Source organism: Iodidimonas nitroreducens, from assembly GCA_000710935.1.
Lineage (GTDB): Bacteria > Pseudomonadota > Alphaproteobacteria > Sphingomonadales > Rhodothalassiaceae > Iodidimonas > Iodidimonas nitroreducens.
Window position 1 is genome coordinate 41,479 of record BAYV01000015.1, and the last position, 17,982, is coordinate 59,460.

General features: G+C 55.4%; 18 protein-coding genes. 7 read left to right on the forward strand and 11 right to left on the reverse strand.

The window, feature by feature from the left end:
• Window positions 1-81 precede the first annotated feature (81 nt).
• From AQ1_RS07350 to AQ1_RS07380, 7 genes are all read left to right on the forward strand, one after another.
• Window positions 82-834, forward strand: a complete 753-nt coding sequence (locus tag AQ1_RS07350; protein WP_052371088.1) for a DsbA family protein — start codon at window positions 82-84, stop codon at window positions 832-834.
• A gap of 15 nt (window positions 835-849) precedes the next feature.
• A complete protein-coding gene (gene smc / locus AQ1_RS07355; RefSeq protein ID WP_042085886.1) occupies window positions 850-4,335 on the forward strand; it encodes a chromosome segregation protein SMC in 3,486 nt (1,161 codons plus the stop codon).
• Window positions 4,336-4,559: 224 nt separating this feature from the next.
• The gene (locus AQ1_RS07360; RefSeq protein WP_161760485.1) at window positions 4,560-4,847 is read left to right on the forward strand and encodes an AtpZ/AtpI family protein; all 288 of its coding nucleotides are present in this window, start codon (window positions 4,560-4,562) and stop codon (window positions 4,845-4,847) included.
• 37 nt (window positions 4,848-4,884) lie between these two features.
• Window positions 4,885-5,631: a F0F1 ATP synthase subunit A gene (locus tag AQ1_RS07365; protein ID WP_042085890.1), complete on the forward strand. Its 747-nt coding sequence runs from the start codon at window positions 4,885-4,887 to the stop codon at window positions 5,629-5,631.
• Window positions 5,632-5,723: 92 nt separating this feature from the next.
• Window positions 5,724-5,951, forward strand: a complete 228-nt coding sequence (locus AQ1_RS07370; protein ID WP_042085892.1) for a F0F1 ATP synthase subunit C — start codon at window positions 5,724-5,726, stop codon at window positions 5,949-5,951.
• A gap of 117 nt (window positions 5,952-6,068) precedes the next feature.
• Window positions 6,069-6,560 (forward strand): F0F1 ATP synthase subunit B family protein, encoded by a 492-nt coding sequence (locus tag AQ1_RS07375; protein WP_042085894.1) that lies wholly within the window; start codon window positions 6,069-6,071, stop codon window positions 6,558-6,560.
• Window positions 6,557-7,180 (forward strand): F0F1 ATP synthase subunit B family protein, encoded by a 624-nt coding sequence (locus AQ1_RS07380; RefSeq protein ID WP_081837162.1) that lies wholly within the window; start codon window positions 6,557-6,559, stop codon window positions 7,178-7,180. The genes AQ1_RS07375 and AQ1_RS07380 overlap by 4 nt, the downstream gene beginning before the upstream one ends.
• Window positions 7,181-7,284: 104 nt before the next feature.
• On the opposite strand, the gene AQ1_RS07385 is transcribed toward AQ1_RS07380, so the two are convergent.
• From AQ1_RS07385 to astB, 11 genes are all read right to left on the reverse strand, one after another.
• On the reverse strand, window positions 7,285-7,635 hold the full coding sequence (locus tag AQ1_RS07385; RefSeq protein WP_042085896.1) for a hypothetical protein: 351 nt from the start codon (window positions 7,633-7,635) through the stop codon (window positions 7,285-7,287).
• Between the two features lie 74 nt (window positions 7,636-7,709).
• On the reverse strand, window positions 7,710-8,186 hold the full coding sequence (locus AQ1_RS07390; RefSeq protein ID WP_042085898.1) for a MaoC family dehydratase: 477 nt from the start codon (window positions 8,184-8,186) through the stop codon (window positions 7,710-7,712).
• 125 nt (window positions 8,187-8,311) lie between these two features.
• The gene (ychF, locus tag AQ1_RS07395) at window positions 8,312-9,415 is read right to left on the reverse strand and encodes a redox-regulated ATPase YchF (protein ID WP_042085900.1); all 1,104 of its coding nucleotides are present in this window, start codon (window positions 9,413-9,415) and stop codon (window positions 8,312-8,314) included.
• A gap of 36 nt (window positions 9,416-9,451) precedes the next feature.
• Complete coding sequence (gene pth / locus AQ1_RS07400; RefSeq protein ID WP_042085902.1) at window positions 9,452-10,039, reverse strand: aminoacyl-tRNA hydrolase; 588 nt, start codon at window positions 10,037-10,039, stop codon at window positions 9,452-9,454.
• A gap of 11 nt (window positions 10,040-10,050) precedes the next feature.
• A complete protein-coding gene (locus AQ1_RS07405) occupies window positions 10,051-10,677 on the reverse strand; it encodes a 50S ribosomal protein L25/general stress protein Ctc (protein ID WP_042086106.1) in 627 nt (208 codons plus the stop codon).
• Window positions 10,678-10,796: 119 nt separating this feature from the next.
• A complete protein-coding gene (locus AQ1_RS07410; RefSeq protein ID WP_042085904.1) occupies window positions 10,797-11,708 on the reverse strand; it encodes an SDR family NAD(P)-dependent oxidoreductase in 912 nt (303 codons plus the stop codon).
• 172 nt (window positions 11,709-11,880) lie between these two features.
• On the reverse strand, window positions 11,881-13,605 hold the full coding sequence (locus tag AQ1_RS07415; protein WP_042085906.1) for a methyl-accepting chemotaxis protein: 1,725 nt from the start codon (window positions 13,603-13,605) through the stop codon (window positions 11,881-11,883).
• Window positions 13,606-13,713: 108 nt separating this feature from the next.
• Window positions 13,714-14,553 carry a TonB-dependent receptor gene (locus AQ1_RS07420; RefSeq protein WP_081837164.1) on the reverse strand — a complete coding sequence of 280 codons (840 nt, stop codon included), beginning with the start codon at window positions 14,551-14,553 and terminating at the stop codon, window positions 13,714-13,716.
• Window positions 14,554-14,568: 15 nt separating this feature from the next.
• Entirely contained in the window at window positions 14,569-15,750 is a 1,182-nt protein-coding gene (locus AQ1_RS07425; RefSeq protein WP_161760487.1) for a TonB-dependent receptor plug domain-containing protein, read from the reverse strand.
• Between the two features lie 32 nt (window positions 15,751-15,782).
• Window positions 15,783-16,364 carry a YfiR/HmsC family protein gene (locus AQ1_RS07430; RefSeq protein WP_052371089.1) on the reverse strand — a complete coding sequence of 194 codons (582 nt, stop codon included), beginning with the start codon at window positions 16,362-16,364 and terminating at the stop codon, window positions 15,783-15,785.
• A gap of 277 nt (window positions 16,365-16,641) precedes the next feature.
• Window positions 16,642-17,982 (reverse strand): N-succinylarginine dihydrolase, encoded by a 1,341-nt coding sequence (astB, locus tag AQ1_RS07435; protein ID WP_313979938.1) that lies wholly within the window; start codon window positions 17,980-17,982, stop codon window positions 16,642-16,644.

Sequence of the window (17,982 nt, forward strand, 5' to 3'; positions counted from 1 at the left end):
AAGTATAACATCGCCGAAATTCCGTATAGCCATCAGGCTATAAACGCCCTAAAATCACTATATCTGGTAAGGTGAAGACATATGAAACACAATTTAAAGCAATTTGGCGCCTATAAGCGGGGTGCCGCCCTTTCGATTCTGGCCCTGATGGCGGCAACGCTTTCTGCCTGCGGCAATGAAAATGAGCCGTCTCAATCCTCATCGTCCAAAGCCGAAAGCCCGGCGCAATCAACGGCCAGTGCATCAGGCGATGGCCCCAATTATCTTGATGTTATCACCACCGATACCGCATCGGAAAAAGGCTTTGCCCTGGGCGGTGTGGCCATGGGTAATCCCGATGCGCCGGTCACGATCATTGAATATGCGTCCCTCACCTGCCCCCATTGCGCTGCTTTTCACAAGGATGTGCTGCCCGGTTTGAAGGAAAATTTCATCCAATCCGGCAAGGTGCGCTATGTTTTTTATAATTATGTGATGAACCGTATCGATCTCGCGGCCTCCAGCATTTCCCGCTGTTTTGGGCCGGAACGGTTTTTTCCGCTGTCTGATCTTTTCTTTTCCCGCCAGCGCGAATGGCTGGCCAATGCCCGGGATCAGGGGCAGGTGATTGATGATATGGCGGCTTTGGTGCGCCGGGCGGGGATCAGCCGCACCGAATTCGATCAATGCCTTGCCGAGCGCGATTTGCAGCAGCATCTGGTTGAAATGACCAGCGGCGGGCAAGCGCGCTGGCAGATCACCGGCACGCCCACCATCATCGTTGATGGTAAAAAGCGGGGGGCAGAAGCCCAGAATTATGAAGGTCTGGCCAAAATGATCAATGACGAACTCTAGCCTGAGGCTCCTGCCTTGCAGTTTACACGGCTTCGACTGACCGGCTTCAAGTCCTTTGTCGATCCGACCGAACTTCGGATCGAACCCGGACTCACGGGGGTCGTGGGCCCCAATGGCTGCGGCAAATCGAATCTGGTGGAAGCCCTGCGCTGGGTGATGGGCGAAAATTCGGCAAGATCCATGCGCGGATCGGGCATGGACGATGTGATTTTTGCCGGCACCGATCGTCGGCCCGCGCGCAATCTGGCAGAAGTCTCGCTGGTCGTTGAAAATCCCGATCGCACGCTTCCCGGGGCCTTTGATGATGAAGACCGGCTGGAAATCACCCGCCGGATCGAGCGCGATCAGGGCTCATCCTATCGCATCAATGGTCGCGATGTGCGGGCAAAAGATGTGCAGCTTTTATTTGCCGATGCGGCCACCGGGGCCCATTCCCCGGCGATGGTAAGCCAGGGCCGGGTGGGGGCGCTGATTTCCGCCAAGCCCCGGGATCGCCGGGCCATTTTAGAAGAAGCCGCAGGCATTTCCGGGCTGCATAGCCGCCGCCGGGAAGCCGAGCAGAAATTAAAGGCCACCGAAGCCAATCTTTTGCGTCTGCAAGACAGCCTCAGCCGCCTTGAAAGCCAAGCCACCAGCCTGAAGCGGCAGGCAAAGCAGGCCGAACGCTATCGCCAGATCAGTGATCGCATCCGCCAAGCCGAAGGCTGCCTGCTCTATCAGGAATGGCGCATGGTCAGCACCCAAAGCGAAAGCTATGAAGCGACGATCCGCAAAGCCGATCAGGAGGTGGCAAGCCTTAATTTGCAATTATCCGCATTGGAAGCCGCCCATGAAAAACTGGCCGCCCTTCTGCCCGAATTGCGTCAGACCGAAGCCCATTGTGCCGCCAGAGTGCAAAGGCTGAGCCAGGCCGCAGATCAATTGCGCCATGAAGATCAAAGGCGGGCCGATGCCTTGGAGACCATCGCCCGGCAGATCGAACAGATCAACCGCGATGAAGAACGGGAGGGTGAAAGCCGCCATGATGCCCGGCAGGCGCTGGACCGCCTTCAACAGGAACGCCAAAGCCTGATCGCGGGCCTCGAAAATCAGCAAAAATCCCATGCCGAGGCCAAAGCCCGCCTGATTGAGGCCGATCAGCATAATCGGCTGGCCGAACAAGCCCATGATGCGATCAATCAGCAGATGATCGAGGCGCGAGGCAGGCGTTCCAGCCTTGGCAGCGATCTGGCGACCCTGATGCGGCGTCTTGATCGCGGGCAGGCCGATATGCTGGAAAATCAAAAGGCTATCGATCTGCTATCGGCGGATCACGAGGATCAGGCCGATATCGCCCGCCTTGAAGCCGATCTGGCCCGGCAGATCGAAAGCGTGGAACAGCGCAATAAGGCCCTTGAAGACGCCACCCGCCGCACCGCCGCCGCCCACGAACTGATGGATCAAAAGCGCGCGGCTCTCTCGGAAATCAGCAGTGCGATGGCCCATATCACCGGCGAAATCGCCGCCCTGGAGAAGCGCCTGAAGGATAAAGCCCCCGGACGGGCCGCCGCGCTGGCCACCAAAATCAGCGTTGAACCCGGCTATGAACAGGCTTTGGGGGCAGCCTTAGGCGATGATCTGGATGCCGCCCATGATGATCGGGAAAAAGCTCAAGGCACAGAAGACGCAGATCGGATCTGGCGTCATCTGCCCGATTATCCCGAAACCCCCGCTTTGCCCCCTGCGGCACAGGCGATCAGCCAGTGGGTGAAGGCGCCCTCTGTTCTCAGCCGCCGCCTGACGCAGATCGGGCTGGTTCCAAACCGGGCAGAGCTTGATCGCCTTGCCCCCCAATTGCGCCCCGGCCAAAGGCTGGTGACCCCTGATGGTGCGATGATGCGCTGGGATGGGCTTTATAGCAGCGCCCGGGCCCCCTCTGCCGCTGCGGTGCTTTTACAACAGAAAAATCGCTTTGCGGCCCTCAAGATCGAGGAAGCCGCCCATGAAAAGCGGCGGGAAACCGCCCAGATGGATTATCGCACGGCCCAAGCCGCTGTTGATAAGGCGCGTAATGATGAACAGGGTCAGCGCCGGATTGGCCATGAAGCCGAAGCGCAGCTGCGCGATCTGCGCAAGCAGCTATCGGAAAAAGAGCTTGCCGCCAGCAAAAGGGCCTCGCGCCTTGCGGGCCTTGAAGAATCACGCAAAACTCTGGAACAGGATCTGAGCGCGGCGCTTTCCCGCAAGGAAAACCTCCAAAAAACTTTGGCGGCCCTCCCCGATCCTGCTGATCTGGACCGCCGGGTTGAGGGAAAAAAAACCGAGTTGGAAACAGCCCGGCGCGAGGCGAGCGCCGCCCGCTCTGCCTTTGAAACCCAAAAGCGCGAGGCCGAAAACCGGCAGCAACGTTTGCTCGCCATCGATAGCGAGATCACCGCCTGGACAAGCCGCCTGAAACGCGCCGAAGATCACTTGGCCGATCTGGATAAACGCCGCCAAAGCGCACGTTCCGAGCAACAAAAGCTCAGCATCCCCGATCAGGACAGCGCCGCCAAACATCAGGCGCTGGCCGATGAACTGAAGAAGGCACAAGAAGCCCGGCGCGATGCCGCCGATGAAGTGGCGCAGGCGGAAACCGCTTTCGCAGAAAAAGACAAAGCCCTCAAAGCCGCCCAAACCGCCCTTTTCGATGTGCGTGAAAGCCGGGCGCGGATGGAATCCTCCTTTGAAGCCGCCCGGGAACGCCGGGCCGCCTTGGCGCGGCTGTGCGGAGAAAGCTTTCAATGCCCGCCCCCCGATCTTTTGCACAAGCTGGCTGTGGAATCGCCTGAGGATTTGCCCGATATCGAAAGCCTGCAAGGCAATCTCAAAGATCTGAAGGCCGATCGCGATCGGATGGGGCCGGTGAATTTGCGCGCCGAAGAGGAACTGGCCGAAATCACGGAACAACTCAATCATATAGAAACCGAGCGCAGGGATCTGGAAGCCGCCATTGGCCGCCTGCGCCATGCCATTGGCAGCCTCAATCGCGAAGGGCGGGATCGCCTGCTCACCGCCTTCAATGCGGTGAACGGGCATTTCACCTCGCTGTTTCAAACGCTGTTTGGCGGGGGGCATGCGCAATTGGAACTCGTCGAATCGGATGATCCTCTGGATGCCGGACTGGAAATCATGGCCAGCCCCCCGGGCAAGCGCCTGCAAAATCTGTCTCTTTTATCGGGGGGCGAACAGGCGCTGACCGCCCTGTCCCTGATTTTTGCCGTTTTCATTACCAATCCATCGCCGATCTGTGTGCTTGATGAAGTGGATGCCCCCCTTGATGAAGCCAATGTGGAGCGCCTGTGCACCCTGCTCGATGATATGATCAGCCGCACCAGAACCCGATTTTTGATCGTAACCCATAATGAAGTCACGATGGCCCGGATGCATCGCCTGTTTGGGGTGACCATGGCCGAACGGGGCCTGTCGCAGCTGGTTTCTGTGGATCTGGAACGGGCCGAACAGATGGTGGCCGCCCAATAATTGCGGATAGCCCGGCTCACATCCCTCTTGCGCTACAAATAATCCATGTTTTTCAGCAGGTTAAATAATGATCACCTTTTCTTGACAGGCCCCGGACCCGCTTCTATAGTGCGCGCGCATTTGATCGCGTCAGGCGCTTGCCGGGCGCGGATGCCTATCAGAAACGGCCAATGATCGTGGATTCAAAGAAGCAGGCGCATCGAAAAGACGACTTCAAAAAGAGGTTGCAGGACGCGCGTGCCAAACAGGGTCTCGATCAAAAAGAGAACGGCACGGGATCAGACGACGGACAACAGGGCCAAAGCCTGTCACAGGGCTATCGAATGGGTCTTGAATTCGTCTCGGCGGTTGCAGTGGGGGCCTTCTTAGGCTACTGGCTGGATCGCTGGTTTGGCACCACGCCGATTTTTCTGATTGCGCTGTTGCTGGTGGGAACGGTTACGGGTATTCGCAATCTGATGCGCTTGCTGGTGGACCAAAGCGATACTGACGACCGAGACGACATGAAGTAAACCGATAGTTGGAAGACTTTCACCGGAGCATGGAAGCGTGGCAAACCCGCTCGAACAATTTGAAATTCATCCGACCGCACCCTTGAGCATCGCAGGGATTGATGCCTCATTGACCAATGCCGGCATTTTCATGCTGGCCACCAGTGTCAGTGTAGTATTTTTCGTGCTGATGGGGATGCGCCGCAGCAGCCTCGTCCCCGGGCGTTGGCAGTCGATGGTCGAGATGTGCTATGAATTCATCGCAGGCATGGTGAAAGAAAATATCGGCCAGAAAGGTCGGTCTTATGTGCCCTTCGTTTTTACCCTGTTCATGTTCATTCTGGCAGGCAATCTGATCGGTCTTTTGCCCTATTCCTTTACGGTAACCAGCCATCTGGCGGTGACATTCGCCTTTGCCGGCTTGATTTTCCTTGCCACCATCATCATCGGCTTCATCAATCATGGTATGCATTTTCTGGGGATGTTCATCCCCCGGGATACGCCGGTTGTTTTGCTGCCCCTGATCGTGGTGATCGAGGTCATCTCGTTTTTGTCGCGTCCCGTCACCCATTCGGTGCGTTTGTTCGCCAATATGACGGCGGGGCACATTCTGTTGAAGGTTTTTGCGGGTTTCATCGTCAGCCTTTTGCTGGCCGGAGGCTTTTTATCGAGCATTTCGGTCCTGCCCGCGCTGATGATTGTGATCCTTAATGCCCTTGAACTTCTTGTCGCTGTTGTGCAGGCTTATGTCTTCGCGCTTTTGACCTGCGTTTATCTCAATGATGCCGTCAATCTTGAGCATTGATCGGCTAAAGGCTCTTTCATCCCAAATCACCAACCGTCAACCGGTGTGACGCTCTTGCATCATCAACCGACCTCATTCGAAAGGACTGACACATGGACGCAGAAGCCGCAAAATTGATCGGCGCCGGAATTGCCACTTTGGGCATGGGTGGCGCAGGGATCGGCCTTGGCCTGATCTTTGGCTATTTCCTTCAGGCCGCATTGCGCAATCCGGCCGCCGCCGATAAACTCCGCCCGACACTGATTTTCGGGTTCGCGGTGACAGAAGCTCTGGGCATTTTTTCGTTCCTCGTTGCCCTCATTCTTTTGTTCGTCGCTTAAGGCAGCAAACGAGATTGCACCCGGCCATGGATGCCGCCCGAATTCGGATCAGCCGGATTGGGGGCCTTCAATGGCCGGGGCGTGATCTGAACCGTTGTTCGATCAAAAGGAAGCAAGATGCCACAGTTTGATCCGGCGCTTTTTGCACCACAGATCATCTGGCTGATGATCGCCTTTGGCGTGCTTTGGCTGGTTATGGCCCGCATTGGCCTGCCCCGCGTGGAACGCACGATGGTCGAGCGATCAGAACAGATCGAAGCCGATCTTGATGCTGCACGGCAGATGTCGGCAAAATCGGATGAGTTAACGGCGGCCTATGAAGCGACCCTTTCAGAAGCGCGGGCCAAGGCCGCAGCCATCGCCGAACGGACCAAGGCGGATATTCGCCAAAGGACCGATCAGTTGATGGCCGAAACCCAAGCCAAGCTCGATGCCAGAATGGTCGAGACCCAAGCCGAAATTGATAAAGAGTTCAGATCGGCACTATCCGAAGTGGATGGGGTGGCGGCAGAGGTCGCCGCATCGATCATCGCGCGTTTAGCGGGCGAAGAGCTTGCCGCTAAAGATCTTGAGGCCGTCGTTTCACAAGTCCGTTCGGAGGCAGCATGATGGCGCGTGATCTTCAATTTTTCATAATGGCTGATTTTGCGGCGGATGATCTGGCGGCACAAGGCGGCCAGGGCGGCCAAGGCGGTCATCAGGAAGCGGTTCAGCAGGAACTGGTCGAGGTTGATGCCCATCAAGATGGGGGTTTGCTGCAATCGGCTGAATTTTTTGTTGCCGCTGGTTTTTTGATTTTTGTCGGTCTGATGCTTTGGCTTGGCGTCCACAAAATGATCGCCAAGGCGCTTGATGATCGGTCTGATCGCATTGCCGGACAGATCGAAGAAGCCCGCCAGCTTCGCGAAGAGGCGCAGGCCGATCTGGCCCAGCGGCAGCGCCGTCAGAAAGAAGCAACGGCCGAAGCCGAAGCCATCCTCAATCAAGCGGAAGAAGATTCACGTTTGTTGATGGATGATGCGGTGATCGCCATGGATCGCATGGCCGGTCGGCGGGAAGAGATGGCCGCGCAAAAAATCAATCAAGCCAAGCTCGATGCCATCAAAAGCCTGCGGGCCGAAGCCGCCCATATCGCTGTTGAGGCCGCCCGCCGGGTGATGCGCGAGCAATTGGCCGGGAAAAAAGGCTCCACCGCCATGGCGCAATCTATCAAAAGCCTGGAACAATAATCGCTCTCTCGGCTTTCGCATCTTTTCCTTAAAGCCATAAAAAAGGGCACCGCCTTGATGAAAGGAGTGCCCTTTTTTCTTTATGTTCAGATCCTGTGATGGCGTCAAAGACCGCAGCTTTTTTCCGCCGCTGTCAGCGCTGCCCGGGTATCCACCAGCATTTCATTTCGCACATCATAGGTCAGTTCCTGCTCCTCGACGAATTGGGTCATTTTTTCATCATCGCCACTGATGGCGATGGCAGCCAAAACGACCATCTTTTCAAAATCGTCTTTGGGCAGGGTTTGGGCCAGTGAGTCCACATAGCAATCACAGGTCTCGGCATCGGTCCCCCGCTCGGCCTTGCAGGCATTCCGCAGCTGATCCTGAGCGCTTTCAACGCTCAGGACCTGAGCAAGAGCCGTGTTCATCCCCATTGTGGCAACCAGCAAAGCGATGACAGACAAAGAACGCATATATTTAACTCCTGAAAAAACGAAACAAACCAAACACAATCCCAGTCAGACAGCGCCATCGCAGATCAAGCCAATCAGATAGTTTCCCCAGCAGACCGTGCCGCAAAAAAGCCATTGCTTTTAAAGGTCAGTACGGGCTCACCCTTTTGATTGAGGACTGTGTAGTCGCTTTGGATATTGCCTATTTCGGGCCGGGATTTCAAGCGACGCGTGTTCGTAATCTTCATCTGCACGCTTAACACGTCCCCGGGGAAAACCGGCTGCAACCAACGGATTTCATCAACCCCCGGTGAACCCAAAGAGGCAACACCATTCTCTTTCATATGATCCACCATCATCCGCATGGTCATGGCGCATGTATGCCAGCCCGAAGCGCATAACCCCCCAAATAATGAGGATCGCGCCGCTTCATCATCCACATGAAAGGGCTGGGGATCATAGCGCCGGGCAAAATCGATCACCTCATCCCGGGTCACTTCATAGCGCCCGAAATGATCCTCTTGTCCGATCTTGAAATCTTCAAAAAAAACCGTCTGCCGGTGCTGGCTCATATCTGTTCCTTATGCCTTGGATCGATCGCTGATATTAGCCCAAAGACGCCTTTTTGCCTGCCACCGCTAAAGGCAGGCCCCATACACAGCCCCGAATACCAGCCCGATAAAGGGCCAGGATGCCCTTAATTGGCAAAGCGAAACATCATGATATCGCCATCCTGAACCACATAATCCTTGCCCTCAAGACGCATTTTACCCGCATCCTTTGCCCCATGTTCACCGCCAAGGGCAATATAATCGGCAAAAGCCGTGGTTTCGGCACGAATGAAGCCCTTTTCAAAATCCGTGTGGATCACCCCGGCGGCCTGCGGCGCGCGGGTGCCTTTGGTGATCGTCCAAGCCCGGGCTTCTTTTGGTCCGGCGGTGAAATAGGTCTGCAGGCCCAAAAGCTGATAGCCGGCCCGGATGATGCGGGCGAGCCCGGTTTCCTCCAATCCCATATCGGCTAGAAATTCGCGCTTTTCCGCATCACTATCCATCTGGGAGATTTCCGCTTCGATGGCTGCGGAAATGATCACGCATCCAGCCCCTTCAGCTTCCGCCTTTTTGGCCACCTTTGCCGAAAATTCATTCCCATTGGCGGCAACGCCTTCATCCACATTGCACACATATAAAACCGGCTTTCCGGTCAGCAATTGCAGCCCCTCGAACAGGCGCTCTTCCTCGGCGTCAGCGCGTTCGAGAGTGCGCGCCATCAGGCCTTCTTCCAAAAGCGTGATCACCCGCTGTACCAGGCCCAAAATCGCCTTGGCCTCTTTGTCCTGGCCGCGAATGCGCCGTTCCAGATTGGGGATGCGCTTGTTGAGCGAATCCAGATCCGCCAGCATCAATTCGGTTTCAACCGTTTCAGCATCGGCGATGGGATCGATCTTGCCATCAACATGGGTGACATCATCATCCTCAAAACAGCGCAGCACATGGACCACCGCATCCACTTCGCGAATATTCCCCAAAAACTGATTGCCCAGCCCTTCGCCCTTTGAAGCCCCGCGCACAAGCCCGGCAATATCCACAAATGACAAGCGTGTGGGGATGATCTGCTTTGATTTCGCAAGGGCCGCAATCTGCTGCAAACGGGGATCGGGAACAGACACATCACCGATATTGGGATCAATGGTACAAAAAGGATAATTCGCCGCTTCAGCCGCAGCGCTATTGGTCAAGGCATTGAAAAGTGTTGATTTTCCCACATTCGGCAAACCAACGATCCCGCATTTGAAACCCATGTCTTTTTCCCGTTGTCGGGCTACAAAAAAGGGCGATCAGCCCCCGGCCCGCGACTTTGAAACGCTTTGTGCAACATTCGTCATGAAACGCGTCCAATCCCCGCGCCCCAGATCACCCGCATGGGCGGCCATCGCTTCGCACAGATCATCCACCCAGGGCCATTCGGACTTGGCAAAATCCGACAGCACATAAGGAACCACTCGATCCTTATCGCCGGGATGGCCAATGCCCAGCCGCACCCGCACGAAATCGGGGCCACCCACATGAGAGATGATTGAACGCAAGCCATTATGGCCGGCATGACCGCCGCCAATCTTCACCCGCATCCGCCCCGGTGCCAGATCCAGCTCATCATGAAACACAATGAGATCAGATGGATCGAGCTTATAATAACGCAGGGCTTCGCCAATGGCGCGGCCGCTTTCATTCATATAGGTTTGGGGCTTGATGATGATCAGCTTTTCGCCATCGATGCTGCCCTCGCTCACCAAACCGGAAAAGCGCGGACGATCAGGCGTAAACAGATGGCGGCGGATGATTTCATCCACCGCCATGAAGCCTATATTATGCCGATTATCAGCATATTGATTGCCCGGATTACCAAGACCGGCCAGAAGACGCATCAAACTGTCTTTCAGTCTTCAGATGAGCCTTCTTCATCATCAGCACTCGCGCCCCCCTCTTCGGAACGCAGGGCAGACGGCGCGGCAATGGTAGCGATGGTAAAATCGCGATCGGTGATGGTGGGCTCGCAGCCGGCAGGCAACGTAACTGTGGAAATCTTCACCGAATCATTCACATCCAAACCGCTCAGATCGATTTCGATGCTTTCGGGAATATCCGAAGCCGGCACGCTCAGCTCAATTTCATGGCGCACTACATTCAGCACACCGCCGCGCTTCAAGCCGGGGCATTTGCTTTCATTGAGGAAGTGAACGGGCACTTCCACCGTCACCTTCGAGCCTTTGGACAAGCGCAGAAAATCAACATGCAAAGGCACATCAGTGACCGGATGCAATTGAATATCACGGGGCAGAACACGTTCTTTTTTGCCATCCAGCACCAGTTCAAACTGATGCGACAGAAAACCGCCACGGTTAAGGATCGCCACCAGTTCATTGCGCTTGATCGTCACGGTTACGGGGGCTTTTTTCGCCCCATAAACCACCGCGGGAACCAAACCTTCTCGGCGCGCTGCGCGGGCGGATCCCTTTCCGGCCTTTTCGCGCGATTGCACGTTCAGGGTCAAAGCCTGAGCCATCGTTTTATCTCCATTGATTTCATTCATGGAGCACAGCCGACCTCCAGGGATGTTCGGACTCTGTGCTCGCACGAGGGTGTAACGCCTGAAGCCTGAAAAAGCAAGAACCTGATGCCCGATCAGCCTTTCTTCATGGCCGCCAAAGCCTTCATGGCAAATTTTTCGGTGTGCTTTGATCCCATTTCCAAAGCCTGCTGCTGATCACAGGCCACCAGATCATCCCATTGATCGCGCAGGCCTTCGGGGCTTGCACCCGCCCCCAGATACACCCCTTCGGTTTCAACGATATGGGCTTTGGCAAAATGCCCGGCGCCAGCGCTGATAATCTGCCCATTGGGGGCATCCTCACCGGCCAGCAGCATCACCGCCGGGGTCACCAGTTCGGGGCGAAACAGATCAAGAAGCTGGGGCGGGAACAGATCTTCGGTCATCCGGGTGGCGGCAATCGGAACAATCGCATTCACATGGATATTATCCTTTGCCCCTTCCAGCTTCAGCGTATTCATCAAACCCACCTGACCCAGCTTGGCCGCGCCATAATTGGTTTGCCCGAAATTGCCATAAAGCCCGCTGGATGACGAGGTCATGACGATCCGGCCATATTTCTGCTGTTTCATGATCGGCCACACCGCATGGCTGCAAATGGCCGCGCCCATCAGATGCACATCCACCACCAGCCGAAAATCATCAAGGCTCATCTTGGCAAAGGATTTATCGCGCAAAATTCCGGCATTATTGATCAGAATATCGATCCGGCCATAAGCCTCCATCGTCTCGGACATCAGGCGCGCCACCCCGGCTTCATCAGTCACCGACGAACCATTGGCAATGGCCTTGCCACCGAGCACATGAATTTCATCCACCACGGCTTTGGCGGCATCGGATGATCCCCCCGATCCATCCACGCTGCCGCCCAGATCATTCACCACAACAGACGCCCCACGCCGCGCCAGCTCCAGAGCATGGCTGCGCCCCAGCCCACCCCCGGCACCGGTCACAATCGCCACACGGCCATCAAAACGGATCGTCATATCCTGCTCTCCTGAATATTATGGCCCCGAATGCGTGCGGGCCGCCTGCTGATCGAACCTGTTCATAAAAGAACGCCACCATCAAGACAACCGCCGCAACAGGGGGCTGGCTCAATAGTGGCGGGATCGGATTTGAATTTTCGTTTCGCCTCCGAAATCAGGGCCTAGGAAATCAGACTCGGATCTGCTTTACGAAATTATCGGCAGCACCACCCAGGGTCTTGAAATCATGGCCCAGATTGGTGATCACGACCAGAAGTTCTTCTGAAGCGGCACCATTTTCACTGGCGGCTTTGGTCATCTGCTCAACCTTTTCCGAGAATCGATCCGTTTCCGAGGCAGCCAATTCAACGGTTCTGGCGATTTCCTGCGTGGCTGCGGCCTGTTCTTCAACGGCAGAGGCAATGGCCGAAGCACTTTCTTCCGCCTTGCCGATCATATCTTTGCTCATCACCATCCGCTGCACCACATTATGGGTCAGCGATTGCACCTGATTGATCCGCTCCCCAATATCATTAGTGGCCTTGGCCGTTTGCGCCGCCAGATTTTTCACCTCGCTGGCCACCACGGCAAAGCCCCGCCCGGCTTCGCCTGCACGCGCTGCCTCGATGGTGGCGTTCAAGGCCAATAGATTGGTCTGATCGGCAATATCATTGATGAGGGTGACGATCTGACCGATCTGATGAACCGAGTCTTCAAGCGTTTTGACGGTTGTGGATGCCTCATCTGTTGCCGAAACCGCATCCGTTACATTGCGCGAACTATGATGAACCTGCTGGGATATTTCCTCCACTGATGCCCGCATTTCCTCGGCAGCGGCTGAAATCACCTGAATATTGTCCAGAACCGCTTTCGATGAGCCAGACAATTCCCGGCTCCAGGAATGATTGTCTGATGCCCGGTTCTTCATGCCCTTGGCACTTTCTTCAACTTTACGTGCCTGATCTTCAAGACCGCGCATCAGGTTCGAGACTGTTTCATCGAAATGGGAGGCAAGGCTATTGCGCTCGCTCGCCGCTTGTTCTTGCCTTTTTAGCTCGTTCTCGCGACCTTCGGCTTCCCGGCGGGCTTCGGCTTCCCGGGCGGCGGCGGCCTGTTCCTCAGCCTTTTGTCGATTAGCTTCCTGCTCGGCACGCAGGCGTTCGGTTTCCACCTGAGCCGCGCGGAAGGATGAAAGCGCCGTGGCGATGCCGCCCAATTCATCACCCCGCGCCAGGGCCCCAATATCAAGGGATTGATCGCCATCGGCCACCCGAACCGTTGCCGCAGCAATCGTGCGTGTGCCCTTCACGACTTCACGCCCCACAACAAAGGACGCCCCCAATAAAAGCAAGCCGATCAAAAGGCTGATCACGATCAGATTACGCAAAGTATTTGCCGCATTATCCTGCGCCATGGCCGCATTGGCATCTGCATTGCCAACGCTGGATGCAACAAGTTCTTCAACCGTTTGCGAAACCCGATCCCCCAAAGCCCCAAAAGGGGTGAGAAGGGATGCAGCGCTGGCAAAATCGATTTCGAGCATAGCCGAGACGACCGCCAGCGCATCGCGATAGGATTGCAATTCCACCGCCACCTGTTCCAATTGAACAGCCACAGCTTCACCATCCGGTGTTTTGGCCAAAGCTGCCAGACGATTTTGCACCTGACCGATATCGCCCGCCACCTCTTCAATTTCCGCAGGATCAACCCCCGGCTCTCCGGCGGCTGTCGCGGTCATGAAGCGATAAAGGCGGGTTTCAGCCGTTTTGAAATCGCTGCCGATATCGCTCACCATAACGCTGCCCTTCAAACCGCGCGTGATGATTTCACTCATGATCTGATTGCTTGCGGTCAAGGCCTGCACCGCGATGCCGAGAATGAGACCAATCCCCAAAAGCGCAAGGATCGGAGCCATCGCAAATTTTGCCGCAAACGGCCAGTTCCTGATGGATCTCCAGCGCCTTGGGCCCATTGGTCCGGGGGATTTATCTTGCCCAGTCATCATCATGCTAACCTTGCTCTTTTACCAATGGAACGATGTTTGCAGATAAACCTGCCGTTCGGCAGCATCCACTTGGCTGGGACGATGGGTTTTACTGTCAAACGCAACCGCCGACAGGGTCACTTTCCACCAATCGGTGATGTCATAAGAGGCCTGACCCGAAAGGGTGAAAAAATCATCCACACGATCAAGAGTGAGACCACCCCCCGCATTGGGCACGATCCGATCCGAAGAGGATACGAATTGGCCATAAAGATCGATGCTGAAGCCATCGAGGCTATAACCGCCATGCAGATTGACCTTGTGCTTAGGCGTCGAACGCTCGAATTCCAGACCCACAAAGCTCACACCCTGGGAAAAAAGGTCGAATTTGTCATTCACATCAATGAAGGCGTAATTCACACCCCATTGCAGATTATCTTTTTCCCCTTTGAATTCCAGTTCAACGCCCACCTGCTCTGATGCGCCCACATCAACGGGCTGGGAAACGAAAAAGGGCGGATTGACAAAGCTGGGCGCAAAATTCGCCACCGCCACGTTTTTCGACAAGGATGTGTAGAACAGATTGGCCTTGAAGCTGGACAGCAACATGGGCAATTGCCGCTCGACACCTATATCATAGCCTTCGGTGATGCTGGCCCCCAGATCGGGATTTCCGGTGACGAAAAAGCTGGTGCCCGGCAAAGGCCCGGGGCCCACGCCCACCGCCGCAAATTCGATAAGGCTCATCATCTTCACCCCACGCGCCGCCGACAGACGCAGCGAGGTATCGGCATCCGCCCGCCACACAAGGCCCGCATTATAGGAAATTTTGGTCAGAGCTTTGTCGAAATCGTCATTGGTCAGCGGAAAGCCGGGAATTTCATCACCAGAGCGCTAGAAGTCGATGGTATCGACCCGGCTGCTGCCAACAAAATTGAGATTATCGGCAATCTGCCAATCCCACATCCCGCTGATCGCCAGAGAATCGAAATTCGCCTTCACCCCTTCGCCAATCGGGCTGGCCGGAAAATCGCCCCGAAACACATTATGGCGATATTCTCCAAAAATGCGGAAAGCGTGATTATTGCCGATTTTAAAGAGATCTTCGACCTGCGCCACCAACACTTCATTTTCGTAATTCAGGGCTCCAAAGCCCGTCACCACGGTTTCATGATCCAATGCATTGAAATACATATTGGCTTTCAAGGTGCCGATGGAACTATCGCGCAAATATGAGCCGCGCAAAGACCATGTTTCCACATCGGGTGTGGCTCCGGAAAAAGTGGGAACCACAGACGCGCGCTCGGTCGATGACCATGAGCCTTCAAAGCCGATTTCAGATTTCGCATCGAGCCTGAACTGCCCGCGCGTGCTGAAGGCGCTGGTCGTGGGATCAACCTTTGGAATGATGCGCGGCGCCTCACCGGCATCAAAGGCTTCGGCATCGAGATAGCTGCCCGAAAGGGAAATGCCGCCGGATTTGAAACGCTTGGTCAAAACACCGGACACTTCCTTGCTTTCCTGAGTGCCCGCAATAAAGCGCACATCATTCACATCATCATGCATCGGGTTATAGGTAACGATATTGATCACCCCGATGGCCGCATTGAAACCGAACAGGGCTGTATTGGGGCCTTTCACAACCTCGATCTGACGGATTTCCGCCATCTGCACCGGAATGGCATTCCAAAAAACCATGCCGAAATGATCGGAATAAACCTGACGGCCATTGACCAGAACCAAAAGGCGCGGATTATAGGGGGAATTAAACCCCCGCACCGAAACATCGGCACCTTCAGTTGTCCAGCGGATCACATCGATCCCCAGAACATGGCGCAAGGCATCGGGGATATTGGTGGCCCCGGTGCGGGCGATATTTTCTGAAGTGACGATTTCCATGGGAACCGGCACATCGGAACCGCGTTGGGGCTTGCCTGTGGCCGATGTCGTGACCGGCTCGCCAAACAGCATTTCAAGGGACCCGTAATCAACAGACTGAGCCGCCGCCATCTGGCTATTACTGATCGCCAGAACGGACACACAGGCAGTGAGAGCGTATTTTTTGAATTTAAGCATATTAGTCATCCTGCAAACTGATGTGAACCGGCTCAGATTTCTTTGATGAGCATGAGAAAGGCCGAACCAAAGCTCGTTCCGGTTGCCTCGGCGGCAGCCTTATTGACCAGAATTTCAACGCGCGGCGCAGAAGAAACCCCCACCACGCAGGCACCGCCTTCAACACAGGCCCGATCCGACGAAACGGTAATCACCGCTTTGGATTTTGCTTCAGCCGCAATAGCGGGGAGAAATGCCGTTGTTTGATCGGCCACAAAGGCGATTTTTGCCCCCGCCAAAGCGGAAAGATCGCCCGCTGGCAGCAATCTGGGCACGAGCTTTGATTTTCCCGCTGCGGGATTGGCGGTGAGGAAGGCAAAAATGGCATCAGCATCGCTTTTGGATGCCCCATTCCCCGCATCATAAATGATGGCGGTATCAAGGGAGCCCGGCGGCAGATCGCTAACGAACGACAAGGCGCGCGTTGCAACCTGAAGATCTTTTTCGCTGGTGGCCAATGCCTGCGAAGCAAGGCAAGTGCCAAGAACAAGCGAGAAAACCAAGCTCAGGGCTTGGCGCATTGGCCGTCCACCCCGATAAAGATCAGAAAATGTTCCCGTGGTGGCATCAGTCATGCCGCCCCTCCCGCTCTAATGATTTATCACAATGTTGTGAGATTGATCATTCGCAGGGAATTCCTAAAAACTTCTTAAAATACGTGCATTACAATACGCTTAATGACATTATTTTTGTAAATATTGCAGAATATACGCAATATTTAGGTGAAAAATAACCTCAAGGAGATAATAGATATATTCATAATTGCAGAAAGACTAATCAGCCATTGCAACTTTAAGAAGTTTATTTTTGACGCGCCCACGCTCCGGCATCTTCCGCGCCATGCCCGCTCTTTCAATCCGCTTCACGCTGAAAATCATAAACCGGCCCCAGCCCCAAAAGGCCGGTCAGTTCATCAAGAGCCGTGCGGCTTTCATCCAGCAAATGCGGATCGCGCAGATCATCGGCTGACAAACGATCCCGATAATGGCGATTGACCCAAGCGGATAAAGCATCGATGCGGGCCTCATCCAAAATCACTCCGGCCCCCAAAGCATCACGTTCGGCCTCGGTCAACACCACCCGCAGGCGCAAGCAGGCGGGCCCGCCCCCATTGCGCATGCTTTGCCGTACATCCAGATACTGCGCCGCGCCGATCACTTTGTTTTGCGCCAATAAGCGATCCACATAGGCTTTGGCGGATGGCGTTTCCGCCACCTCCATCGGCAGGATCAGGGTCATCCCCGGTTCATGAGGCAGGCTGAGAAGCTGGGAATTGAACAGATAGGATTTGACAGCATCCTTCAGGCTCACCTCAGCGGCGGGAACCCTGATGAAGGAAAAATCAATCGCAGGCGCGGCTTTCGCCAAATTTTCCTCCAAAGCCGCAGGATCGGCAAAAGCCTGTTCATGATAGAAAAACACTGGTCCGTTCGACACCGCAACCACATCATTATGAAAGGCTCCGGCATCGATCGCCACCGGATTTTGCTGCACAAACAGCGCCGATTTCACCCCATGCTGGCGGGCAATGGCTTCAGATGCCTCACGTGTTTGCCGGGCCGGATAGCGCTTTGGTGCGCCATCGCGGGAAAAGGCTTGGGCCCCATAAACAAACAGATGCAATCCGGGCTGATCATAAGCGCTGGAAAAGCGATTATGATTGGCCGCCCCCTCATCCCCCATATGCGGCGAGGATGGCAGAGCCGGATGATGACCAAAGCGCGCACCTTCAGGGAAAATCGACTGAAGCACCCGCGCCGTCACCGGATGTTCGATGGACCGATGAAACATCGCCACCAGATTGGCCGGGGTGATATGCAATCGGCCATCATGGCTATCGGATGAGGGGGTGATGGTGGCGGCATTGGCGGTCCACATCGCCGAGGCGGAACTGAGATTGCGCACCAATTCCGGGGCGGTGGCGATGGCCCGCTCCAATATCTGCTGATCGCTGCCCGAAAACCCAAGCCTGCGTAATGTTTTGATATGCGGGCGTTCATGGGGGGGCAAAATCGCCTGCCCCAGCCCCATTTTCATCAGGCTGCGCATTTTCTCCAGCCCCTGCAATGCCCCCTCGCGCGGGTTGGAAATTTGCAAGGCATGGCTTTGCGCCGCCTCATTGCCATAGGATAATCCTGCATAATTATGGGTTGGGCCCACCAGCCCATCGAAATTGAATTCCCGAGCAACCAT

Coding starts and splice junctions, on each gene's coding strand:
- AQ1_RS07350 (WP_052371088.1), top strand. CDS start 82: ATGAAACACAATTTAAAGCAATTTGGCGCCTATAAGCGGGGTGCCGCC.
- AQ1_RS07370 (WP_042085892.1), top strand. CDS start 5,724: ATGGACGCAGAAGCCGCAAAATTGATCGGCGCCGGAATTGCCACTTTG.
- AQ1_RS07375 (WP_042085894.1), top strand. CDS start 6,069: ATGCCACAGTTTGATCCGGCGCTTTTTGCACCACAGATCATCTGGCTG.
- AQ1_RS07380 (WP_081837162.1), top strand. CDS start 6,557: ATGATGGCGCGTGATCTTCAATTTTTCATAATGGCTGATTTTGCGGCG.
- AQ1_RS07385 (WP_042085896.1), bottom strand. CDS start 7,635: ATGCGTTCTTTGTCTGTCATCGCTTTGCTGGTTGCCACAATGGGGATG.
- AQ1_RS07390 (WP_042085898.1), bottom strand. CDS start 8,186: ATGAGCCAGCACCGGCAGACGGTTTTTTTTGAAGATTTCAAGATCGGA.
- ychF (WP_042085900.1), bottom strand. CDS start 9,415: ATGGGTTTCAAATGCGGGATCGTTGGTTTGCCGAATGTGGGAAAATCA.
- pth (WP_042085902.1), bottom strand. CDS start 10,039: ATGCGTCTTCTGGCCGGTCTTGGTAATCCGGGCAATCAATATGCTGAT.
- AQ1_RS07405 (WP_042086106.1), bottom strand. CDS start 10,677: ATGGCTCAGGCTTTGACCCTGAACGTGCAATCGCGCGAAAAGGCCGGA.
- AQ1_RS07410 (WP_042085904.1), bottom strand. CDS start 11,708: ATGACGATCCGTTTTGATGGCCGTGTGGCGATTGTGACCGGTGCCGGG.
- AQ1_RS07415 (WP_042085906.1), bottom strand. CDS start 13,605: ATGGCTCCGATCCTTGCGCTTTTGGGGATTGGTCTCATTCTCGGCATC.
- AQ1_RS07425 (WP_161760487.1), bottom strand. CDS start 15,750: ATGCTTAAATTCAAAAAATACGCTCTCACTGCCTGTGTGTCCGTTCTG.
- AQ1_RS07430 (WP_052371089.1), bottom strand. CDS start 16,364: ATGACTGATGCCACCACGGGAACATTTTCTGATCTTTATCGGGGTGGA.
- astB (WP_313979938.1), bottom strand. CDS start 17,982: ATGGTTGCTCGGGAATTCAATTTCGATGGGCTGGTGGGCCCAACCCAT.